Below are 17,030 nucleotides of genomic sequence, written 5' to 3' on the forward strand. Positions count from 1 at the left end.
GATGAACCCCGTAGGTGGCGTGTTGTGTAGTAGTATTGGCCTTCGCGGCGCACTGATCAGCGGCGGCGGCGATAGCGATGAACGGCGGTGCTGATGACGGCCATCAGTTCGGCGTCATCCGCTCGGTCAGGGGAAGTCGAGGCCGGCGTGGCGGCCGGGGGCACGGGAGCGGGCGCCAGACGGCGAATCACCACTGACATCGCAACGGTAGCCAGCACGAGAATCGTAAGAAAAACAAAAACGAACCCCATGCCGACCCCCATCAGGGCCAGGCCGTCGAGTAGCAACTGCACGTCCTGCATGCGCTCTCTCCCAATTTTTTGTGCACGACTTGTTGAGAAACGGCCGCAAATTTGCCGGCAAGCGTTAAAAGATGGCCATATAAACTGCCACACTCTGGATATATTGCAAGCGCGTCATGGTGGAAGACAAAGTTGTTGTTTTACTACAAGGTCGGATCGGGCTCGCCCCCATGGAGGGCGTGATCGATGCCCATACCCGCGACCTGTTGACCCGCCTGCCCGGCTTCGACTGGACGGTGACGGAATTCGTCCGTGTCGTCGATGCACGCTTGCCTCCACGGGTCTTCCTGCGCCACTGCCCCGAACTCGACGGTGGCGTCACGACACCCTCGGGCGTGCCGGTAACGCTGCAGCTGCTCGGCAGCGACCCGGCGGCACTGGCGGCCAACGCCGTGCAGGCGAGAAAGCTTGGCGCTCGCGCCATCGATCTCAATTTCGGCTGCCCGGCCAAGCTGGTCAACCGCCATGACGGCGGCGCCTCGTTGCTGCGCGACCCGCGCCGCGTGCACGCCGCCGTGTCGGCGGTGCATCAGGCCGTAGGCAGCGAGATACCGGTAACGGCCAAGATCCGCCTCGGTTTCTCCCACCGGCGCCTGGCGCTCGACTGCGCCAGGGCGGCGGAAGACGGCGGTGCGACCCAGCTCGTCGTTCACGCCCGCACCCGCGACGAGGGATACCGCCCCCCGGCCCATTGGGAATGGATCGGCCGCATCCGCCGGCACCTGCGCATCCCGGTCGTCGCCAATGGCGACATCTGGAGTCTCGAGGACTACTGGAAGGCGCGCACGCTATCCGGCTGTCGTGACGTCATGCTTGGGCGTGGCGCCCTTGCCGACCCCTGGCTAGCATCGCGCATTCGCCACTGGCTGGCTACCGGCGAACAACTGCCCGCTACGCCCTGGCGGGTACGCGCCACCATTCTTGCCGATTTTGCTGCGCTGCAGCGTACCACACTTCCCGACCGGATTGTCACTTCCCTGATCAAGCAATGGCTGAACCACATGCGCCAGCGCGATGCCGAAGCGGCCCGGCGCTTCCAGGCGGTAAAGCGCATCAACGACCTGGAGATACTGCTGGCGGGGCTTGCCCCCGAGCGCCAGGAACGGGCCCGTAGCCGCCTCGAGCCCGCCTAAGCGCAAGCGGCGAAGCGTGCAGAATGGGAAAGGCGGCAAGCAGACAAGAGACAGGACAAAAAAAGGGTGCCATCGAGTCACGAGGGCACCCAAACGATCGCGCGACCGGCATCATCCCATGCCGGCTCGGCTAGTCGATACGCATGACCCCGGTGACAAGGCACAGGAGCCAGAAGCAGAAGACCCGCCCTCGAGACGAGGACGGGTCGAAATCTGGCGCGCCCGGGAGGATTCGAACCTCCGACCACCTGATTCGTAGTCAGGTACTCTATCCAGCTGAGCTACGGGCGCTGATGGCAAGAACTACTTGCTATGGATACCCCTGCCTCGAACCGCACGACGAGAGATTAGGTATTCAAACACGAATACTCATGCTCACTTCCACTCATGCTTACTTCGCAATCGTGGCGCGCCCGGGAGGATTCGAACCTCCGACCACCTGATTCGTAGTCAGGTACTCTATCCAGCTGAGCTACGGGCGCATCATCACGCTTCGAACTACATCACGCTTCGAACTACATCACGCTTCGAACTACATCACGCTTCGAACTACATCACGCATCGGACGAGGCAACATGTCGCATGGCGGAGAGGGAGGGATTCGAACCCTCGATGGGGCTATAAACCCCATACTCCCTTAGCAGGGGAGCGCCTTCAGCCACTCGGCCACCTCTCCCTCAACGACACGGCGCATATCCTATCGTTTCCGTTCCCCTTTGTCCAGCGTATTCAGCTATTTGTTTCTCTACACCAAACGGCCGGAAGAGAGCACGGACTCACGAAGAGGGGCTGCTTCCCCCCTCATCGTCGGACTTCTCACGCTGAATGCGCTGGTAGATCTCTTCACGATGTACGGCGACATCCTTGGGCGCATTGACGCCTATGCGGACCTGATTGCCCTTGACGCCAAGGACGGTCACGGTGATGTCATCACCGATCATCAGCGTTTCTCCGACTCGGCGGGTCAGGATGAGCATGACTGATCTCCTTCTCAGACGACTAGCAACGGGATGCGCGTCGATCCCCGACGCTTAGTTGCTTTGCATTAAGTAACACATGGTTGTCGCTTGCATTATGTAACACTGGCCCAGTGTGCACCACCACCAACCCCACCATGACATCATGACAGCGTTGAAGGGAAGCCAAACCGCTCATCGCGGCAGACTTCCCCAGCGTAGAACAGGCACCGGTTGCAAGCCGTCCGTACCTTGTTAATTTTCTTGTTGCTTGCCTTATTCGCTTTCGATATCGGCCTTGTCCAGACCGAAAGCGGTATGCAGGGCACGCACGGCGAGTTCCATCTGCTTTTCGTCGATCACCACGGAAATCTTGATTTCCGAGGTGGAGACCATGCGGATGTTGATGTTCTCGTCAGCCAGGACGCGGAACATCTTGGCGGCCACGCCTGCATGGGAGCGCATGCCTACGCCGACCAGGGAGACCTTGGCAATGTTGTCATCGCCGTTGACCTCGCCGCCGCCCAGGTCGGGAATCACCTGCTCCTCGAGGATCTTCAGGGTCTTCTTGTAGTCGCCCTTGGCCACGGTGAAGGTGAAGTCGGTGTAGTCGCCGGCCGGTGCCACGTTCTGCACGATCATGTCGACTTCGATGTTGGCATCGGCAATCGGGCCCAGGATACGCGAGGCCACGCCCGGCACGTCAGGAGTGTGGAGCAGGGTCAGCTTGGCCTCGTTGGCGGTAAAAGCGATGCCTGAGATCAGCGGTTCTTCCATGGAGTCCTCGTCTTGGTCGGATTCAGCAACGATCAGGGTGCCGGGGCCATCCTGGAAACTGGACAGCACGCGCAGCGGGACATTGTACTTGCCGGCGAACTCCACCGAACGGATCTGCAGCACCTTGGAGCCGAGGCTCGCCAGCTCCAGCATCTCCTCGACGGTGATGCTGTCGAGGCGCTGGGCCTTGGAGCACACCCGCGGGTCGGTGGTATAGACCCCATCGACGTCGGTGTAGATCTGGCACTCGTCGGCACCCAGTGCCGCGGCCAGCGCCACCCCGGTGGTATCGGAGCCGCCGCGACCGAGGGTGGTAATGTTGCCCTCTTCGTCGACGCCCTGGAAGCCGGCCACCACGACCACCTTGCCTTCGTCCAGGTCGTCGCGCATCTCGTCGGTCTCGATGCGCTGGATACGCGCCTTGGTGTGGGCACTGTCGGTGAGAATGCCGACCTGGGAGCCGGTGTAGGAGGTCGCCGGCACGCCGAGCTTGTGCAGGGCGAGCGCCAGCAGCGAGATGGTCACCTGCTCGCCAGTGGAGACCAGCATGTCCATCTCCCGCGGCGTGGGCTCGTCGTTGATCTCGTTGGCCATGCCGATCAGGCGGTTGGTCTCGCCACTCATGGCGGAAACCACGACCACGACCTGATGGCCATCGTCACGGAAGCCCTTGACCTTATCGGCCACGGCCTTGATACGCTCCACGGAGCCTACCGAGGTGCCGCCGAATTTCTGTACGTATAGTGCCATCTACGGTTTTCCCTCGCTTGTCGAGCGAAGCACGCTCGGATGAGTGAAAGTCGTCCAAAGTCAAAGGGCCGGGACATCACGGTCGCCGGCCCTGTACGCCTTACTGAAGCTGCTGCTCGACCCAGGCGGGAACGCTCTCCAGCGCCGCTGGCAGCGCCGCGACGTCGCTGCCGCCGGCCTGGGCCATATCGGCGCGGCCGCCGCCCTTGCCGCCGACCTGGGACGCCACGTGGTTGACCAGCTCGCCGGCCTTGACCCTGCCGGTCAGGTCGTCGGTGACACCCGCGATCAGGCTTACCTTGCCGGCTTCGCTGTCCGCCACGCCGAGCACCACGATGCCCGAGCCCAGCTTGTTCTTGAGCTGGTCGAGCACGCCGCGCAGCTCCTTGGCGGAGACGCCCTCGAGCCGCGTAGCCAGCACCTTGACGCCATTGATCTCGCGCGCCTGGCTGAGCATGTCGCTGCCTGCGGCGCTGGCCAGCTTGGCCTTGAGCCGCTCGAGTTCCTTCTCCAGGCTGCGGTTGCGTTCCACCAGCGACTCGACGCGCTCCTCGACCTGCTCCGGCTTGGCCTTGAGGCGCTCGCCGATGCGCCCCAGGCGCGCTTCCTGCTCGCGGAAGTACGCCAATGCACCCTCGCCGGTAATCGCCTCGATGCGCCGTACGCCCGCGGCAATTCCCTGCTCGGCGACGATATGGAAGCAACCGATGTCGCCACTGCGGGCCACATGGGTACCGCCGCACAGTTCGATGGAGAAGCCGTCGGCGCCGATGGTCAACACCCGCACGCTGTCGGCGTACTTGGCCTCGAACAGCGCCGCCGCTCCCCTGGCCTTGGCCTGGTCGAGGGTCATCTGCTCGATGCGGGTCGGCGCGTTGGCGAGTATCTGCTCGTTGACCAAGCGCTCCACCTCGGCGAGCTGCTCCGGCGTCATCGCCTCGAAGTGGCTGAAGTCGAAGCGCAGCCTCTCGGCGGTAACAAGTGAGCCCTTCTGCTGCACGTGGTCGCCCAGCACCAGGCGCAGCGCCTTGTGCATCAGGTGGGTGGCGGAGTGGTTGCGCACGGTGGCCGCGCGCAGCCCGGCGTCGACCTGGGGACGCACCTCGGCGCCTACGCTGAGATTGCCCTCGAGCAGCACGCCGTGGTGCAGGTGATGGCCACCCTGCTTCTGGGTGTCGGTCACCTGGAAACGCCCCCCCTCGACGTGCAGGTAACCGGTGTCGCCCACCTGGCCGCCGGACTCGCCGTAGAAGGGCGTGCGGTCGAGCACCACGATGCCGCGCTGATCGGGCTGAAGCGCTGCCAGGGCGTTACCCCCGCCATCGACGATGGCGGTGACGGTGGCGCGGTCCTCGAGCTTGTCGTAGCCAGTGAAGGCGGTCTCGCCCTCGAGTTCCAGCGCGGCCGCGTAGTCGGCGCCGAACTGGCTGGCGGCACGGGCACGCTCACGCTGGGCCTCGAGTTCGCGCTCGAAGCCGGCCTCGTCGAGGGTCACGCCGCGCTCGCGACAGACGTCGGCTGTCAGGTCATAGGGGAAGCCGTAGGTGTCGTAGAGCTTGAATACCGTCGCCCCTGGCAGTACCTCGCCTTCGAGGGCCGCGAGCGCCTCTTCCAGCAGGCTCATGCCATGCTCGAGGGTGCGCGCGAACTGCTCCTCCTCCTTGAGCAGGATACGCTCGATCTGGCTGCGCGCCTCGCGCAACTCGGGATAGGCCTCGCCCATCTCGGCGTCTAGCGCCGCCACCAGCTGGTGGAAGAACGGCTCGCTGGCGCCCAGCTTGTGACCGTGGCGAATGGCGCGACGAATGATCCGACGCAGCACATAGCCGCGCCCCTCGTTGGAGGGCAGCACGCCATCGGCGATGAGAAAGGCGCAGGAACGGATGTGATCGGCGATCACCCGCAGCGAGGGCACGCTGGTATCCGCATGACCGGTCGCGTCGGCCGCCGCCTTCAGCAGGTTCTGGAACAGGTCGATCTCGTAGTTGGAGTGCACGCCCTGCAGCACCGCCGCTACGCGCTCGAGGCCCATGCCGGTATCGATCGATGGCTTGGGCAGCGGATTGAGGTTGCCGGCCGCGTCGCGGTCGAACTGCATGAACACCAGGTTCCAGATCTCGATGTAGCGATCACCGTCCTCCTCGGGGCTACCGGGAGGCCCGCCCCAAACCTCGGGGCCGTGATCGAAGAAGATCTCGGAACTCGGCCCGCACGGGCCGGTATCGCCCATCTGCCAGAAGTTGTCCTCGTCGAGCTTGGAGAAACGCGCCGGGTCGACGCCGATCTCCTCCTTCCAGATCTTCTCCGCCTCGTCGTCGCTGACGTGCACCGTGACCCACAGCTTCTCGGCCGGCAGCCCCAGGCGCTCGGTGAGGAAGGTCCAGGCAAAGCGGATGGCGTCGCGCTTGAAGTAGTCGCCAAAGCTGAAATTGCCCAGCATTTCGAAGAAGGTGTGGTGGCGGGCGGTGTAGCCGACGTTATCCAGGTCGTTGTGCTTGCCGCCGGCGCGCACGCAGCGCTGGGCCGAGGTGGCGCGCACGTAGGGACGCGGGTCACGGCCGAGGAAGACGTCCTTGAACGGCACCATGCCGGCGTTGGTGAACAGCAGCGTCGGGTCGTTGCCCGGCACCAGGGAACTCGATGGTACGACGGTGTGGCCGTGCTCTTCGAAGTAACTCAGAAAGGCCTGTCTGATGTCTGCGCTTTTCATGGCATATCCGTGGCGATGAGCGTGGTCACCCGACGGGCAGGCGCGCTCGGCGCCGCTACGCATGGCCGAATTCGCACGCCTTGGCGTGTCAGGAGCGCCACCAAGGGCGTTCGCAAAGGGAGGCATTATAGCGCAGTTGTCAAGCGACTAAAGGGGGGCGCCCAAGCTGAGCGTCATTCGGTAGCGCCCAGGCGCTCCAGGGCATGGCGGATCTGCTCGAAATCGAAGCCGCGAGAGGCCAGGAAGCGCTCGCGGCGGGCACGTTCGCGCGGGGAATCGCCGCGGTGAGTGAAACGTCTCGAGAGCACTTCGGCGGCCAGCTCGAACCAGTCGACCTCGCCCTCCTGCTCGGCCTCGGCCAGGGTCGTGGCGATCAGGGAGCGATCGACGCCGCGCCGCTCCAGCTCGGCACGCACCTTGAGCGGCCCCTGGCCTCGCATCACGCGGGAACGCAGGAAGCTCTCGGCAAAACGGGCATCGGACTGCAGCCCTTCGCCGGCCAATTCATCGAGACAGGCGCCGATCGCTTCCGGGGAGTGGGCTCGGGCTGCCAACCGCTGCGCCAGCTCGGCGCGGGAGTACTCGCGCCGGGCCAGCAGGCGAATGGCGTCGTCCCGCGGGGACGACGCACGCGCTTCGGGCTGGGCAGGCATGGCTTAGAGCAGGTCGTCCTCGCGTTCGGCCTCGGCGGCCACCGGCTCACCGGCCTCCTCTTCCTTGGGTGCGACCGTGGCCAGCAGCTGGCCGCGGATCTGGCTCTCGATCTCTTCCATCACCGCCGGGTTGTCCTCGAGGAACTGAGCGGCGTTGGCCTTGCCCTGGCCGATCTTGTTGCCCTGGTAGCTGTACCAGGCACCGGCCTTGTCGATCAGATTGCACTGCACGCCCAGGTCGACCACTTCGCCGGCATGGTAGATGCCCTTGCCGTAGAGGATCTGGAACTCGGCCTGGCGGAACGGCGGCGCCACCTTGTTCTTCACCACCTTGACGCGGGTCTCGTTGCCGGTCACCTCGTCGCCCTGCTTCACCGAGCCAGTGCGGCGGATGTCCAGACGCACGCTGGCGTAGAACTTGAGCGCGTTGCCGCCGGTGGTGGTCTCGGGGCTGCCGAACATCACGCCGATCTTCATGCGGATCTGGTTGATGAACACCACCATACAGTTGGCGTTCTTGATGTGGCCGGTGATCTTGCGCAGCGCCTGGGACATCAGGCGCGCCTGCAGGCCGACGTGGGAGTCGCCCATCTCACCCTCGATCTCGGCACGCGGGGTGAGCGCCGCCACCGAGTCGATGATGATCACGTCGACACCGCCGGAGCGCACCAGCATGTCGCAGATCTCCAGCGCCTGTTCGCCGGTGTCCGGCTGCGAGACCAGCAGGTCGTCGAGGTTGACGCCGAGCTTCTCGGCGTAGCTCGGGTCGAGCGCGTGCTCGGCGTCGATGAAGGCGCAGGTCTTGCCCTGGCGCTGGGCCTGGGCGATGACCGACAGGGTCAGGGTGGTCTTGCCGGAGGACTCCGGGCCGAAGATCTCCACCACGCGGCCGTAGGGCAGGCCGCCGATGCCGAGCGCAATGTCGAGCCCCAGCGAGCCGGTGGACACCGACGGCATCACCACCCTCGGCGCATCGCCCAGGCGCATCACGGTACCCTTGCCGAACTGGCGCTCGATCTGGGAAAGGGCGGCATTCAATGCCTTGGAACGATTTTCATCCTGTGCCATGAGGCTCTCCTCGCAGAACACGCTGACGCTTGCAGGTGCAAAATGAATGGCGGGCTGCCGACGGGGAGCTCGCCTGGACACTGTATGGTTGGACAGTAGTATGACGAAAAATTCGCCGCGCGACTAGCCACGCGAAGAATACGATCTAGGAGCCTGTCGGATTTGACCGATCGTCGCGAGAGATTTGGATTTCGAGACAAGTTTATCGATCTGATGAGGCGAATAGCCCGCTATTTAACGACTCAGATCGAATCAAATTGGCCGAAAGACCGGATCTCGTAGCAGATCAGCGTTAAGCCCGACAGGTTCCTAGTCGGCTTCGAGGTAGCGAATCAGCCCGACGATGGCCTCGCGCACCGCCCGCTCGCGCACCGCACGGCGATCGCCGGGAAACTGGAAGCGCTCGGCCTGTTGGTGCGTCTCGCTACCCCAGGCCAGCCATACGGTGCCCACCGGTTTTTCCGGCGTACCGCCGTCGGGCCCGGCCACGCCGCTGATCGCTACGCCGAGCTTGGCCCCGCTGTCGCGGCAGGCGCCCGCCACCATGGCCTCTACCACCGCCTGACTGACGGCACCATGCTGGGCGATCAGCGCTTCGGGAACGCCCAGCAGGCGTGACTTGGCCGCATTGGAATAGGTGACGTAGCCGGTCTCGAAGTAGTCCGAACTGCCAGCCACCGAGGTGATCGCACTGGCCACCCCGCCGCCGGTACACGACTCGGCGGCTGTGATACTCACGCCACGCTCGCGACAGCGCCGCCCAAGGCGCTCGGCAAGCGTGGTGAGGTCGAGGTTGGCCAGACTGGAAGCGCTATGAGGCATGGTATCGCTCCTTGTTCGAGAGGGTCGGCGGCAAACGCCGGCCGCTTGTCCTGCAACTGCCTGCTACCATAGCGCATCCTTCCCGTCGGTACAGGCAGGGTGGTAAACGACCCCACGCTTCAATCGCAGCCAACGGAAGAGCGCAGCCGGGGGAGGGGCGTTCCGGCATGTCGACCACCGGCAGTGCATGGTAACCTTGCCCTTTCCCAAGCTTCACGCAACCGACGAACCAGCCGAGAAAGCATGAACGACGCGGTCAAGACAGACGTGCCGAGCCACACCCCGATGATGGCCCAGTACCTCAGGATCAAGCGCGAGCACCCCGATGTGCTGCTGTTCTATCGCATGGGTGATTTCTACGAGCTGTTCTTCGACGACGCCAAGCGTGCCGCCGCCTTGCTCGACATTACCCTGACCCAGCGCGGCCAGTCCGCCGGCAAGCCGATCCCCATGGCCGGCGTGCCCTACCACAGCGCCGAAGGTTACCTCGCACGCCTGGTGAAGGCTGGCGAGTCGGTGGCGATCTGCGAGCAGTTCGGTGACCCGGCGGCCAGCAAGGGGCCGGTGGAGCGCAAGGTGGTGCGCATCGTCACGCCCGGCACGCTCTACGACGAGGCACTGCTCGACGCCCGCCGCGACAACCTGCTGGTGGCCGTGCACCCGGCCGGCGACTGCTGGGGCATCGCCTGGCTGGAACTCTCCAGCGGCCGCTTCAGCGTGCTCGAGGTAGAAGGCGAAGGCGACATGCTCGCCGAGCTCCAGCGCCTCGACCCCGCCGAGCTGCTGGTGCCGGACAGCCTCTCGTTGCCGCCCAGCCTGGAGGGGCGACAGGGGCTGCGGCGCCAGAGCGACTGGCTGTTCGATCTCGAATCCGCCACCCGCCTGCTGTGCGACCAGTTCCAGGTGCAGGACCTGCGCGGCTTCGGCTGCGCCCACCTCGAGGCCGCGCTTACCGCCGCCGGGGTGCTGGTCGAGTACGCCCGCGACACCCAGCGCTCGCGCCTGCCCCACGTCACCGCCCTGGGCGTCGAGAACCGCGACGACGCGGTGGTGATCGACGCCGCCAGCCGACGCAACCTGGAGATCGACACCAACCTCGGCGGCAGCGGCGACAACACCCTGGCCAGCGTGCTCGATACCACCGCCACCGCCATGGGCTCGCGATTGCTCAAGCGCTGGCTCAACCGCCCGCTGCGCGACCGCAGCCAAGTGCAAGGGCGCCAAGCAGCCGTCGCCCTGCTGCTCGAGCAGGAGGGCTTCGTGGCCCTGCGCGAACTGCTCAAGGCGATCGGCGACGTCGAGCGCATCCTTGCCCGGGTGGCGCTCTACAGCGCCCGCCCGCGCGATCTCGCCCGCCTGCGCGATGCCCTGCTGGCGCTGCCGGAGCTGCAGCGCGAACTGCAGGGCTACAGCGAAGGCACCGCGCTCGACGAGCTGGCCCACCATATCCGGCCCTACCCGGCGCTTGCCGACATGCTCGCGCGAGGGCTTAACGACAACCCGCCGGTGGTGATCCGCGACGGCGGCGTGATCCGCGAAGGCTTCGACGCCGAGCTCGACGACTACCGCGGACTGGCCGAACACGCCGGCGACTACCTGGTGCAGCTCGAGGCCCGCGAGCGCGAGCGCACCGGCCTGGCCGGCCTCAAGGTGGGCTACAACCGCGTGCATGGCTACTACATCGAGATTCCCCGTGCCCAGGCCCGCGAGGCGCCGGTCGACTACATCCGGCGCCAGACCCTGAAGAATGCCGAGCGCTTCATCATCCCCGAACTCAAAGAGTTCGAGGACAAGGCGCTGTCGGCCAAGTCGCGCGCCCTGGCCCGTGAGAAGCTGCTCTATGACGGCCTGCTCGATTCGCTCAATGGCGAACTCGGCCCCTTGCAGGGCACCGGCCGCGCCCTGGCCGCGCTGGACGTGCTGACGGCCTTTGCCGAGCGCGCACAGGCGCTCGGCTTCTCGCGCCCACGTCTCGCCGAGTCGCCGGGAATCGAGATCCGCGGCGGCCGCCACCCGGTGGTGGAACATGTCAGCGATACCCCCTTCGTGCCCAACGACCTGGTGCTCGACGACAGCCGCCGCATGCTGGTCATCACCGGCCCCAACATGGGCGGCAAGTCGACCTATATGCGCCAGGCAGCGCTGATCACGCTGCTCGCCCATACCGGCAGCTTCGTGCCCGCCGACGAGGCCTGCATCGGCCCGGTGGACCGCATCTTCACCCGCATCGGCTCGTCCGATGATCTGGCCGGCGGACGCTCCACCTTCATGGTGGAGATGACCGAGACCGCCAGCATCCTGCACAACGCCACCGACCACAGCCTGGTGCTGATGGACGAGATCGGCCGCGGCACCAGCACCTTCGACGGGCTATCGCTGGCCTGGGCCAGCGCCGAGCACCTGACCCGCACACGCGCCTTCACCCTGTTCGCTACCCACTACTTCGAGATGACCGCGCTGGCCGACCAGGCCGAGGGCGTGGCCAACGTGCACCTCACCGCCGCCGAGCACCGCGATGGCATCGTGTTCATGCATCGGGTGGAAGAGGGTCCCGCCAGCCAGAGCTACGGCCTGCAGGTGGCCCAGCTGGCCGGCGTGCCGCAATCCGTCATCGCCCGGGCGCGGGACAAACTGGCGCAGCTCGAGCAGCAGGAAGTCGACCAGAGCAGCCGTGGCGAGGCTCGCCACGCAAGCGCAGCCAAGCCGATGCAGAACGACCTGTTCGCCACCGCACCGCACCCTCTGCTCGATGCCCTGGCCGGCCTCGACCCGGATGGATTGACGCCGCGCCGAGCCCTGGAATTGATCTATGCCTGGCGCGAACAGCTGTAGTCGCCGCGCCGCTTGCTCACATCGGGCGGCATGACTAGAATGAAGCGTTCAACTGTGCCTGGCTTATAAAAAGTTAGTTTTTTATAACTTTTGGGCTTAATACGAATACCGATCATCACCAACCGGGAACTGCAGGACCCGGCTGCGAGGAGGGAGACAGGCATGACCTTTGTCGTCACCGAAAACTGCATCAAGTGCAAGTACACCGATTGCGTCGAGGTCTGCCCGGTGGACTGCTTCTACGAGGGCCCCAACTTCCTGGTGATTCACCCGGACGAGTGCATCGACTGCGCCCTGTGCGAGCCGGAGTGCCCCGCCGAGGCGATCTTCTCGGAGGATGAGCTGCCGGAAGGCCAGGAAGAGTTCATTGCCATCAATGCGGAACTCTCAGAGGTGTGGCCCAACATCGCGGAAAAGAAGGACCCGCCTGCCGACGCCGAGGAGTGGGACGGAAAGCCCGGCAAGTTGCAGTACCTGGAGCGCTGAGCCCCGACTCATCCCGCCTTGCATGCGCCGAGTGCACGAGCATTCGGCGCACTGTACCTGAGCCACGCCAGAACTGAGCCACGCCAGAGATGCACTCCTTGGTGCAAAAAAAAGGCGACCCAAAGGTCGCCCGGCTCCCAGCATTTCCTTGGGCGGCTCCCTCCGCCCTCTCTCCTGTGGCAACGTCCTTGCCCGGAGGCGACTTCCTGTCACACCGGGCGTACCACGTAAATAGCATCCCGTTGCATCCTGCCGGAGAGCCTCCCGCTCTGCCTTGTCCCACGTGCATTCTGGCATTTCCGGCAAAGGACGCAAGCGCACCGCAATCAACCTCACGACCTTTCACAGGTTAACGGGGAAAACCATAAATCCAGAAAAAACAGCAAGATAGAAAAAAGCCGATACCCTGGTATCGGCCTTCTTGCACCTATGTAAGCTTAGATCGTCGCCTCTTTGTAGGCAATTTCCTACAAAATTGTCAGCCATATCGTCGGCCGGACAGCCAAGAACGATGCGTTTACTGTCCCTTGATCGCCGAACGACCAGGATAGGAGACGCGATCGCCGAGCTGCTGTTCGATCACCAGCAGGCGGTTGTACTTGGCCACCCGGTCGGAACGGCACAGCGAGCCGGTCTTGATCTGGCCGGCCGAGGTGCCCACGGCCAAGTCGGCGATGGTGGTGTCCTCGGTCTCGCCGCTGCGATGGGAGATCACCGCGGTGAAGCCGGCATCCTGGGCCATCTTGATGGCGTCGAGGGTTTCCGAGAGCGAGCCGATCTGGTTGAACTTGATCAGGATGGAGTTGCCGATCCGCTCGTCGATACCACGCTTGAGGATGCGCGTGTTGGTGACGAACAAATCGTCGCCGACCAGTTGCACCTTGTCGCCAAGCTTGTCGGTCAGTGCCTTCCAGCCGTCCCAGTCGGACTCGTCCATGCCATCTTCGATGGAGACGATCGGGTACTGCTCGCACAGTTCGGCCAGGTAGTCGACAAAGCCATTGGCATCGAAGGACTTGCCCTCACCGGACAGGCTGTATTGCCCATCCTTGTAGAACTCCGAGGAGGCACAGTCGAGCGCCAGGGTCACGTCGCGCCCGAGTTCGTAGCCGGCATCGGCGACGGCCTGCTTGATCACCGCCAGCGCCTCGGCGTTGGACTCCAGGTTGGGGGCGAAGCCACCCTCGTCGCCCACGGCAGTGGCCAGGCCGCGTGCGGAAAGCACCTTCTTCAGGGCGTGGAAGATCTCGGCGCCGACACGCAGGGCCTCGCGGAAGTTCGGCGCGCCCACCGGCTGTACCATGAACTCCTGAATATCGACGTTGTTGTCGGCATGCTCACCGCCGTTGAGGATGTTCATCATCGGCACCGGCATGCGGTACTGGCCCGGCTGGCCGTAGAGTTCGGCAATGTGCGCGTAAAGCGGCATGCCCTTGGCGTTGGCCGCCGCCTTGGCTGCCGCCAGCGACACGGCGAGGATGGCGTTGGCGCCAAACTTGGCCTTGTTGTCGGTACCGTCGAGTTCGATCATGGCATTGTCGAGGCCACGCTGGTCGCGGGCATCCATGCCGACGAGACGCTCACGGATGGCGCCGTTGACGGCTTCCACCGCCTTCAGCACGCCCTTGCCCAGGTAGCGCGACTTGTCGCCGTCACGCAGCTCCAGTGCCTCGCGTGAGCCGGTTGAGGCACCGCTCGGGGCGCAGGCCACGCCCACGGCACCGCTCTCCAGGCGCACTTCGGCCTGCACGGTGGGGTTGCCGCGGGAATCGAGCACCTCGAGGGCGTGGATTTCGACAATCTTGGTCATCTCTATCGTCCTTTCATTCAGTCAGCGTTGATTGAGTCAATGGGTAACCGCTTTCTCTCTCGACTTATAAGAGGGGCTTACAAACTACTGCGCTCGGCCCGTCGCTCGTGACTTTTGTAAACACCCTCCAAGAGCTGCCTGGGCCAGGCTTATTCTATTTTCAGTGCCGGGAGGCCCTTTACCAGTTCATCGAGGGCTTTCACCTGAGCCAGGAAGGGCTCCAACTGATCCAGCGGCAGCGCGCAGGGGCCGTCGCACAGGGCGTTGTCGGGATCCGGATGGGCTTCGAGGAACAGCCCGGCCAACCCCACGGCCACCCCCGCACGCGCCAGCTCGGCCACCTGCTGGCGGCGCCCGCCGGCGCTGTCGGCACGCCCACCCGGACGCTGCAGGGAGTGGGTGACGTCGAAGAAGACCGGGCAGCCGGTCTGCTTCATGTCGCCGAAGCCGAGCATGTCGACCACGAGGTTATTGTATCCGAAGCTCGACCCACGCTCGCAGAGCAGCAGGCGGTCGTTGCCGGCTTCCTCGCACTTGCGAATGATGTGACGCATCTCGTGGGGCGCCAGGAACTGCGGCTTCTTGATGTTGATCACCGCGCCGGTCCGGGCCATGGCCACCACCAGATCGGTCTGGCGCGCCAGGAAGGCCGGCAGTTGGATGATGTCGGCCACCTCGGCCACGGGCTCGGCCTGCCACGGCTCATGCACGTCGGTGATGACCGGCACGCCGAAGCGCGACTTCACCTCGGCGAGGATCTCGAGTCCCTTCTCCAGGCCGGGGCCGCGGAAGGAGTGGATGGAGCTGCGGTTGGCCTTGTCGAAGCTGGCCTTGAACACGTAGGGCATGCCCAGCCGACCGGTCGCTTCGACGTAGGCCTCGGCCACCTCTAGGGCGAGCTCCCGGGACTCCAGCACGTTCATGCCGCCGAGCAGCATCAGCGGCAAAGAATTGCCGGCGGTAAGGCCGGCAACGGATACATGACGCTCTGGGATGTGACGTTCGGGGCTGGACGGGGTCATGACAGCCATGGGCCTCACTCCTGATGCGGGGTCAGCGCGCGGGTGCGCGCCGCCTTGTGCTCCAGCGCCGCGTTGACGAAACCGGTAAACAGCGGGTGGCCGTCGCGCGGAGTGGAGGTGAATTCGGGATGGAACTGGCAGGCCACGAACCAAGGATGGTCGGGCAGCTCGACCATCTCCACCAGGGAGTTGTCGACGCTCTTGCCGGAAACCACCAGGCCGGCCTTCTCCAGCGCCTCGACGAACTGGTTGTTGACCTCGAAGCGGTGGCGGTGACGCTCGACGATCTCGTCGCTGCCGTAGGCCTCGCGTGCCCTGGTACCGGGCTCGAGGTGGCAGACCTGGCCGCCCAGGCGCATGGTGCCGCCCAGATCCGAAGCCTCGTTGCGCAGCTCGATCTTGCCCTCGGCGTTGAGCCATTCGGTGATCAGGCCTACCACCGGATGCCTGGTGTCGTGGGTGAATTCGGTGGAGTTGGCATCCTCCCAGCCGGCCACATGGCGGGCGAACTCGATCACCGCCACCTGCATGCCGAGACAGATACCGAGATAGGGAATGCCGTTCTCACGGGCATAGCGGGCGGTCTCGATCTTGCCTTCCACGCCGCGCTCGCCGAAGCCGCCGGGCACCAGGATCGCGTCCTTGCCGGACAGGCGTTCGGTGCCGTGACGCTCGATGTCTTCGGAGTCGATATAGTCGACGTTGACCTTGACCCGGGTCTGGATGCCGGCGTGAATCAATGCCTCGTTGAGCGACTTGTAGGCGTCGAGTAGCTCCATGTACTTGCCGACCATGGCGATGTTGATCGACTTGAGCGGGTTGAGCTTGGCGTCGAGCACATGGACCCACTCGGTCAGGTCGGCCGGTTCCGCATCGAGGCGCAGCTTGTCGCAGACGATCTCGTCGAGTCCGTGCTCATGCAGCATCAGCGGGATGCGATAAATGGTGTCGGCGTCCTGCAGCGGGATGACCGCGCGCTCCTCGACGTTGGTGAACAGCGCGATCTTGCGGCGTTCGGTCTCCTCGAGTTCCACTTCGCTGCGACAGATCAGAATATCCGGCTGGATACCGATCGAGCGCAGCTCCTTGACGCTGTGCTGGGTCGGCTTGGTCTTGGTCTCGCCAGCGGTCTTGATGTAGGGCACCAGGGTCAGGTGCATGAAGATCGCCCGGCTGGCGCCAAGCTCGCTTCTGATCTGGCGGATAGACTCGAGGAACGGCAGCGACTCGATGTCGCCCACGGTGCCACCGATTTCCACCAAGGCCACATCGAAGCCCTCGCCGCCGGCATAGACCCGGCGCTTGATCTCGTCGGTGATGTGCGGGATCACCTGCACCGTGCCGCCCAGGTAGTCGCCGCGGCGCTCGCGGCGCAGCACGTGCTCGTAGACGCGGCCGGTGGTGAAGTTGTTGCCCTGGGTCATCTTGGTGCGGATGAAGCGCTCGTAGTGGCCCAGGTCGAGGTCGGTCTCGGCGCCATCTTCGGTAACGAACACCTCGCCGTGCTGGAAGGGGCTCATGGTGCCCGGATCCACGTTGATGTAGGGATCGAGCTTGAGCATGGTGACCTTGAGGCCGCGCGCCTCGAGAATCGCCGCCAGCGAGGCCGACGCGATGCCCTTGCCGAGAGAGGACACAACGCCGCCGGTCACGAAGATATATCGTGTCATGGAGAACCTGTCGAAACGTGATCATGAGGCGCTGCAGAA

General features: G+C 64.7%; 13 protein-coding genes and 3 tRNA genes. 3 read left to right on the forward strand and 13 right to left on the reverse strand.

Translation table 11 applies throughout. The features are described 5' to 3' along the window. Positions 1 to 56: 56 nt before the first annotated feature. Entirely contained in the window at positions 57 to 302 is a 246-nt protein-coding gene (locus tag ACUY1T_RS07095) for an OadG family protein (RefSeq protein ID WP_446021349.1), read from the reverse strand. Positions 303 to 472: 170 nt separating this feature from the next. On the opposite strand from ACUY1T_RS07095, the gene ACUY1T_RS07100 reads away from it, so the two are divergent. Further along, complete coding sequence (locus tag ACUY1T_RS07100; RefSeq protein WP_446021351.1) at positions 473 to 1,435, forward strand: tRNA dihydrouridine synthase; 963 nt, start codon at positions 473 to 475, stop codon at positions 1,433 to 1,435. A gap of 214 nt (positions 1,436 to 1,649) precedes the next feature. On the opposite strand, the gene ACUY1T_RS07105 is transcribed toward ACUY1T_RS07100, so the two are convergent. The 9 genes from ACUY1T_RS07105 to ACUY1T_RS07145 all read right to left on the reverse strand — a co-directional run bounded on the left by ACUY1T_RS07105 (position 1,650) and on the right by ACUY1T_RS07145 (position 9,171). Further along, positions 1,650 to 1,726 (reverse strand) — tRNA-Arg (locus ACUY1T_RS07105). A 114-nt stretch (positions 1,727 to 1,840) separates the two neighbouring features. Continuing rightward, positions 1,841 to 1,917, reverse strand: a tRNA-Arg gene (locus tag ACUY1T_RS07110). A 101-nt stretch (positions 1,918 to 2,018) separates the two neighbouring features. Next, positions 2,019 to 2,111: transfer RNA gene (locus tag ACUY1T_RS07115), tRNA-Ser, on the reverse strand. A gap of 100 nt (positions 2,112 to 2,211) precedes the next feature. Continuing rightward, a complete protein-coding gene (gene csrA / locus ACUY1T_RS07120) occupies positions 2,212 to 2,412 on the reverse strand; it encodes a carbon storage regulator CsrA (RefSeq protein WP_446021353.1) in 201 nt (66 codons plus the stop codon). Between the two features lie 255 nt (positions 2,413 to 2,667). Further along, positions 2,668 to 3,918 (reverse strand): aspartate kinase, encoded by a 1,251-nt coding sequence (locus tag ACUY1T_RS07125; RefSeq protein WP_446021355.1) that lies wholly within the window; start codon positions 3,916 to 3,918, stop codon positions 2,668 to 2,670. Positions 3,919 to 4,018: 100 nt separating this feature from the next. After that, positions 4,019 to 6,628, reverse strand: a complete 2,610-nt coding sequence (gene alaS, locus ACUY1T_RS07130; RefSeq protein ID WP_446021357.1) for an alanine--tRNA ligase — start codon at positions 6,626 to 6,628, stop codon at positions 4,019 to 4,021. Positions 6,629 to 6,801: 173 nt separating this feature from the next. Next, positions 6,802 to 7,281, reverse strand: a complete 480-nt coding sequence (locus ACUY1T_RS07135) for a regulatory protein RecX (protein ID WP_446021359.1) — start codon at positions 7,279 to 7,281, stop codon at positions 6,802 to 6,804. Positions 7,282 to 7,284: 3 nt separating this feature from the next. Beyond that, positions 7,285 to 8,349, reverse strand: coding sequence for a recombinase RecA (gene recA / locus ACUY1T_RS07140; RefSeq protein ID WP_446021361.1), 1,065 nt, complete (start codon positions 8,347 to 8,349; stop codon positions 7,285 to 7,287). Positions 8,350 to 8,658: 309 nt separating this feature from the next. Then, positions 8,659 to 9,171, reverse strand: coding sequence for a CinA family protein (locus ACUY1T_RS07145; protein ID WP_446021363.1), 513 nt, complete (start codon positions 9,169 to 9,171; stop codon positions 8,659 to 8,661). A gap of 243 nt (positions 9,172 to 9,414) precedes the next feature. Here ACUY1T_RS07145 and mutS point away from each other — a divergent pair, with 243 nt between their 5' ends. Both mutS and fdxA read left to right on the forward strand, forming a co-directional pair. Further along, positions 9,415 to 12,003, forward strand: a complete 2,589-nt coding sequence (mutS, locus tag ACUY1T_RS07150) for a DNA mismatch repair protein MutS (RefSeq protein ID WP_446021365.1) — start codon at positions 9,415 to 9,417, stop codon at positions 12,001 to 12,003. 162 nt (positions 12,004 to 12,165) lie between these two features. Continuing rightward, complete coding sequence (gene fdxA, locus ACUY1T_RS07155) at positions 12,166 to 12,489, forward strand: ferredoxin FdxA (RefSeq protein ID WP_111412930.1); 324 nt, start codon at positions 12,166 to 12,168, stop codon at positions 12,487 to 12,489. A 517-nt stretch (positions 12,490 to 13,006) separates the two neighbouring features. Here the strand turns inward: fdxA and eno are convergent. From eno to ACUY1T_RS07170, 3 genes are all read right to left on the reverse strand, one after another. Continuing rightward, positions 13,007 to 14,299, reverse strand: a complete 1,293-nt coding sequence (gene eno, locus ACUY1T_RS07160; RefSeq protein ID WP_446021367.1) for a phosphopyruvate hydratase — start codon at positions 14,297 to 14,299, stop codon at positions 13,007 to 13,009. Between the two features lie 149 nt (positions 14,300 to 14,448). Further along, positions 14,449 to 15,321: a 3-deoxy-8-phosphooctulonate synthase gene (gene kdsA, locus ACUY1T_RS07165; protein ID WP_446021611.1), complete on the reverse strand. Its 873-nt coding sequence runs from the start codon at positions 15,319 to 15,321 to the stop codon at positions 14,449 to 14,451. Between the two features lie 14 nt (positions 15,322 to 15,335). Further along, positions 15,336 to 16,991 carry a CTP synthase gene (locus tag ACUY1T_RS07170; RefSeq protein WP_446021369.1) on the reverse strand — a complete coding sequence of 552 codons (1,656 nt, stop codon included), beginning with the start codon at positions 16,989 to 16,991 and terminating at the stop codon, positions 15,336 to 15,338. Positions 16,992 to 17,030: the final 39 nt, after the last annotated feature.

The sequence above is a fragment of the Billgrantia sp. Q4P2 genome (assembly GCF_052806135.1).

What these genes read in the sequence shown, in the direction of transcription:
- ACUY1T_RS07095 (WP_446021349.1), bottom strand. Translation starts at nt 302, where the DNA reads ATGCAGGACGTGCAGTTGCTACTCGACGGCCTGGCCCTGATGGGGGTC.
- ACUY1T_RS07100 (WP_446021351.1), top strand. Translation starts at nt 473, where the DNA reads ATGGAGGGCGTGATCGATGCCCATACCCGCGACCTGTTGACCCGCCTG.
- csrA (WP_446021353.1), bottom strand. Translation starts at nt 2,412, where the DNA reads ATGCTCATCCTGACCCGCCGAGTCGGAGAAACGCTGATGATCGGTGAT.
- ACUY1T_RS07125 (WP_446021355.1), bottom strand. Translation starts at nt 3,918, where the DNA reads ATGGCACTATACGTACAGAAATTCGGCGGCACCTCGGTAGGCTCCGTG.
- alaS (WP_446021357.1), bottom strand. Translation starts at nt 6,628, where the DNA reads ATGAAAAGCGCAGACATCAGACAGGCCTTTCTGAGTTACTTCGAAGAG.
- ACUY1T_RS07135 (WP_446021359.1), bottom strand. Translation starts at nt 7,281, where the DNA reads ATGCCTGCCCAGCCCGAAGCGCGTGCGTCGTCCCCGCGGGACGACGCC.
- recA (WP_446021361.1), bottom strand. Translation starts at nt 8,349, where the DNA reads ATGGCACAGGATGAAAATCGTTCCAAGGCATTGAATGCCGCCCTTTCC.
- ACUY1T_RS07145 (WP_446021363.1), bottom strand. Translation starts at nt 9,171, where the DNA reads ATGCCTCATAGCGCTTCCAGTCTGGCCAACCTCGACCTCACCACGCTT.
- mutS (WP_446021365.1), top strand. Translation starts at nt 9,415, where the DNA reads ATGAACGACGCGGTCAAGACAGACGTGCCGAGCCACACCCCGATGATG.
- fdxA (WP_111412930.1), top strand. Translation starts at nt 12,166, where the DNA reads ATGACCTTTGTCGTCACCGAAAACTGCATCAAGTGCAAGTACACCGAT.
- eno (WP_446021367.1), bottom strand. Translation starts at nt 14,299, where the DNA reads ATGACCAAGATTGTCGAAATCCACGCCCTCGAGGTGCTCGATTCCCGC.
- kdsA (WP_446021611.1), bottom strand. Translation starts at nt 15,321, where the DNA reads ATGACCCCGTCCAGCCCCGAACGTCACATCCCAGAGCGTCATGTATCC.
- ACUY1T_RS07170 (WP_446021369.1), bottom strand. Translation starts at nt 16,991, where the DNA reads ATGACACGATATATCTTCGTGACCGGCGGCGTTGTGTCCTCTCTCGGC.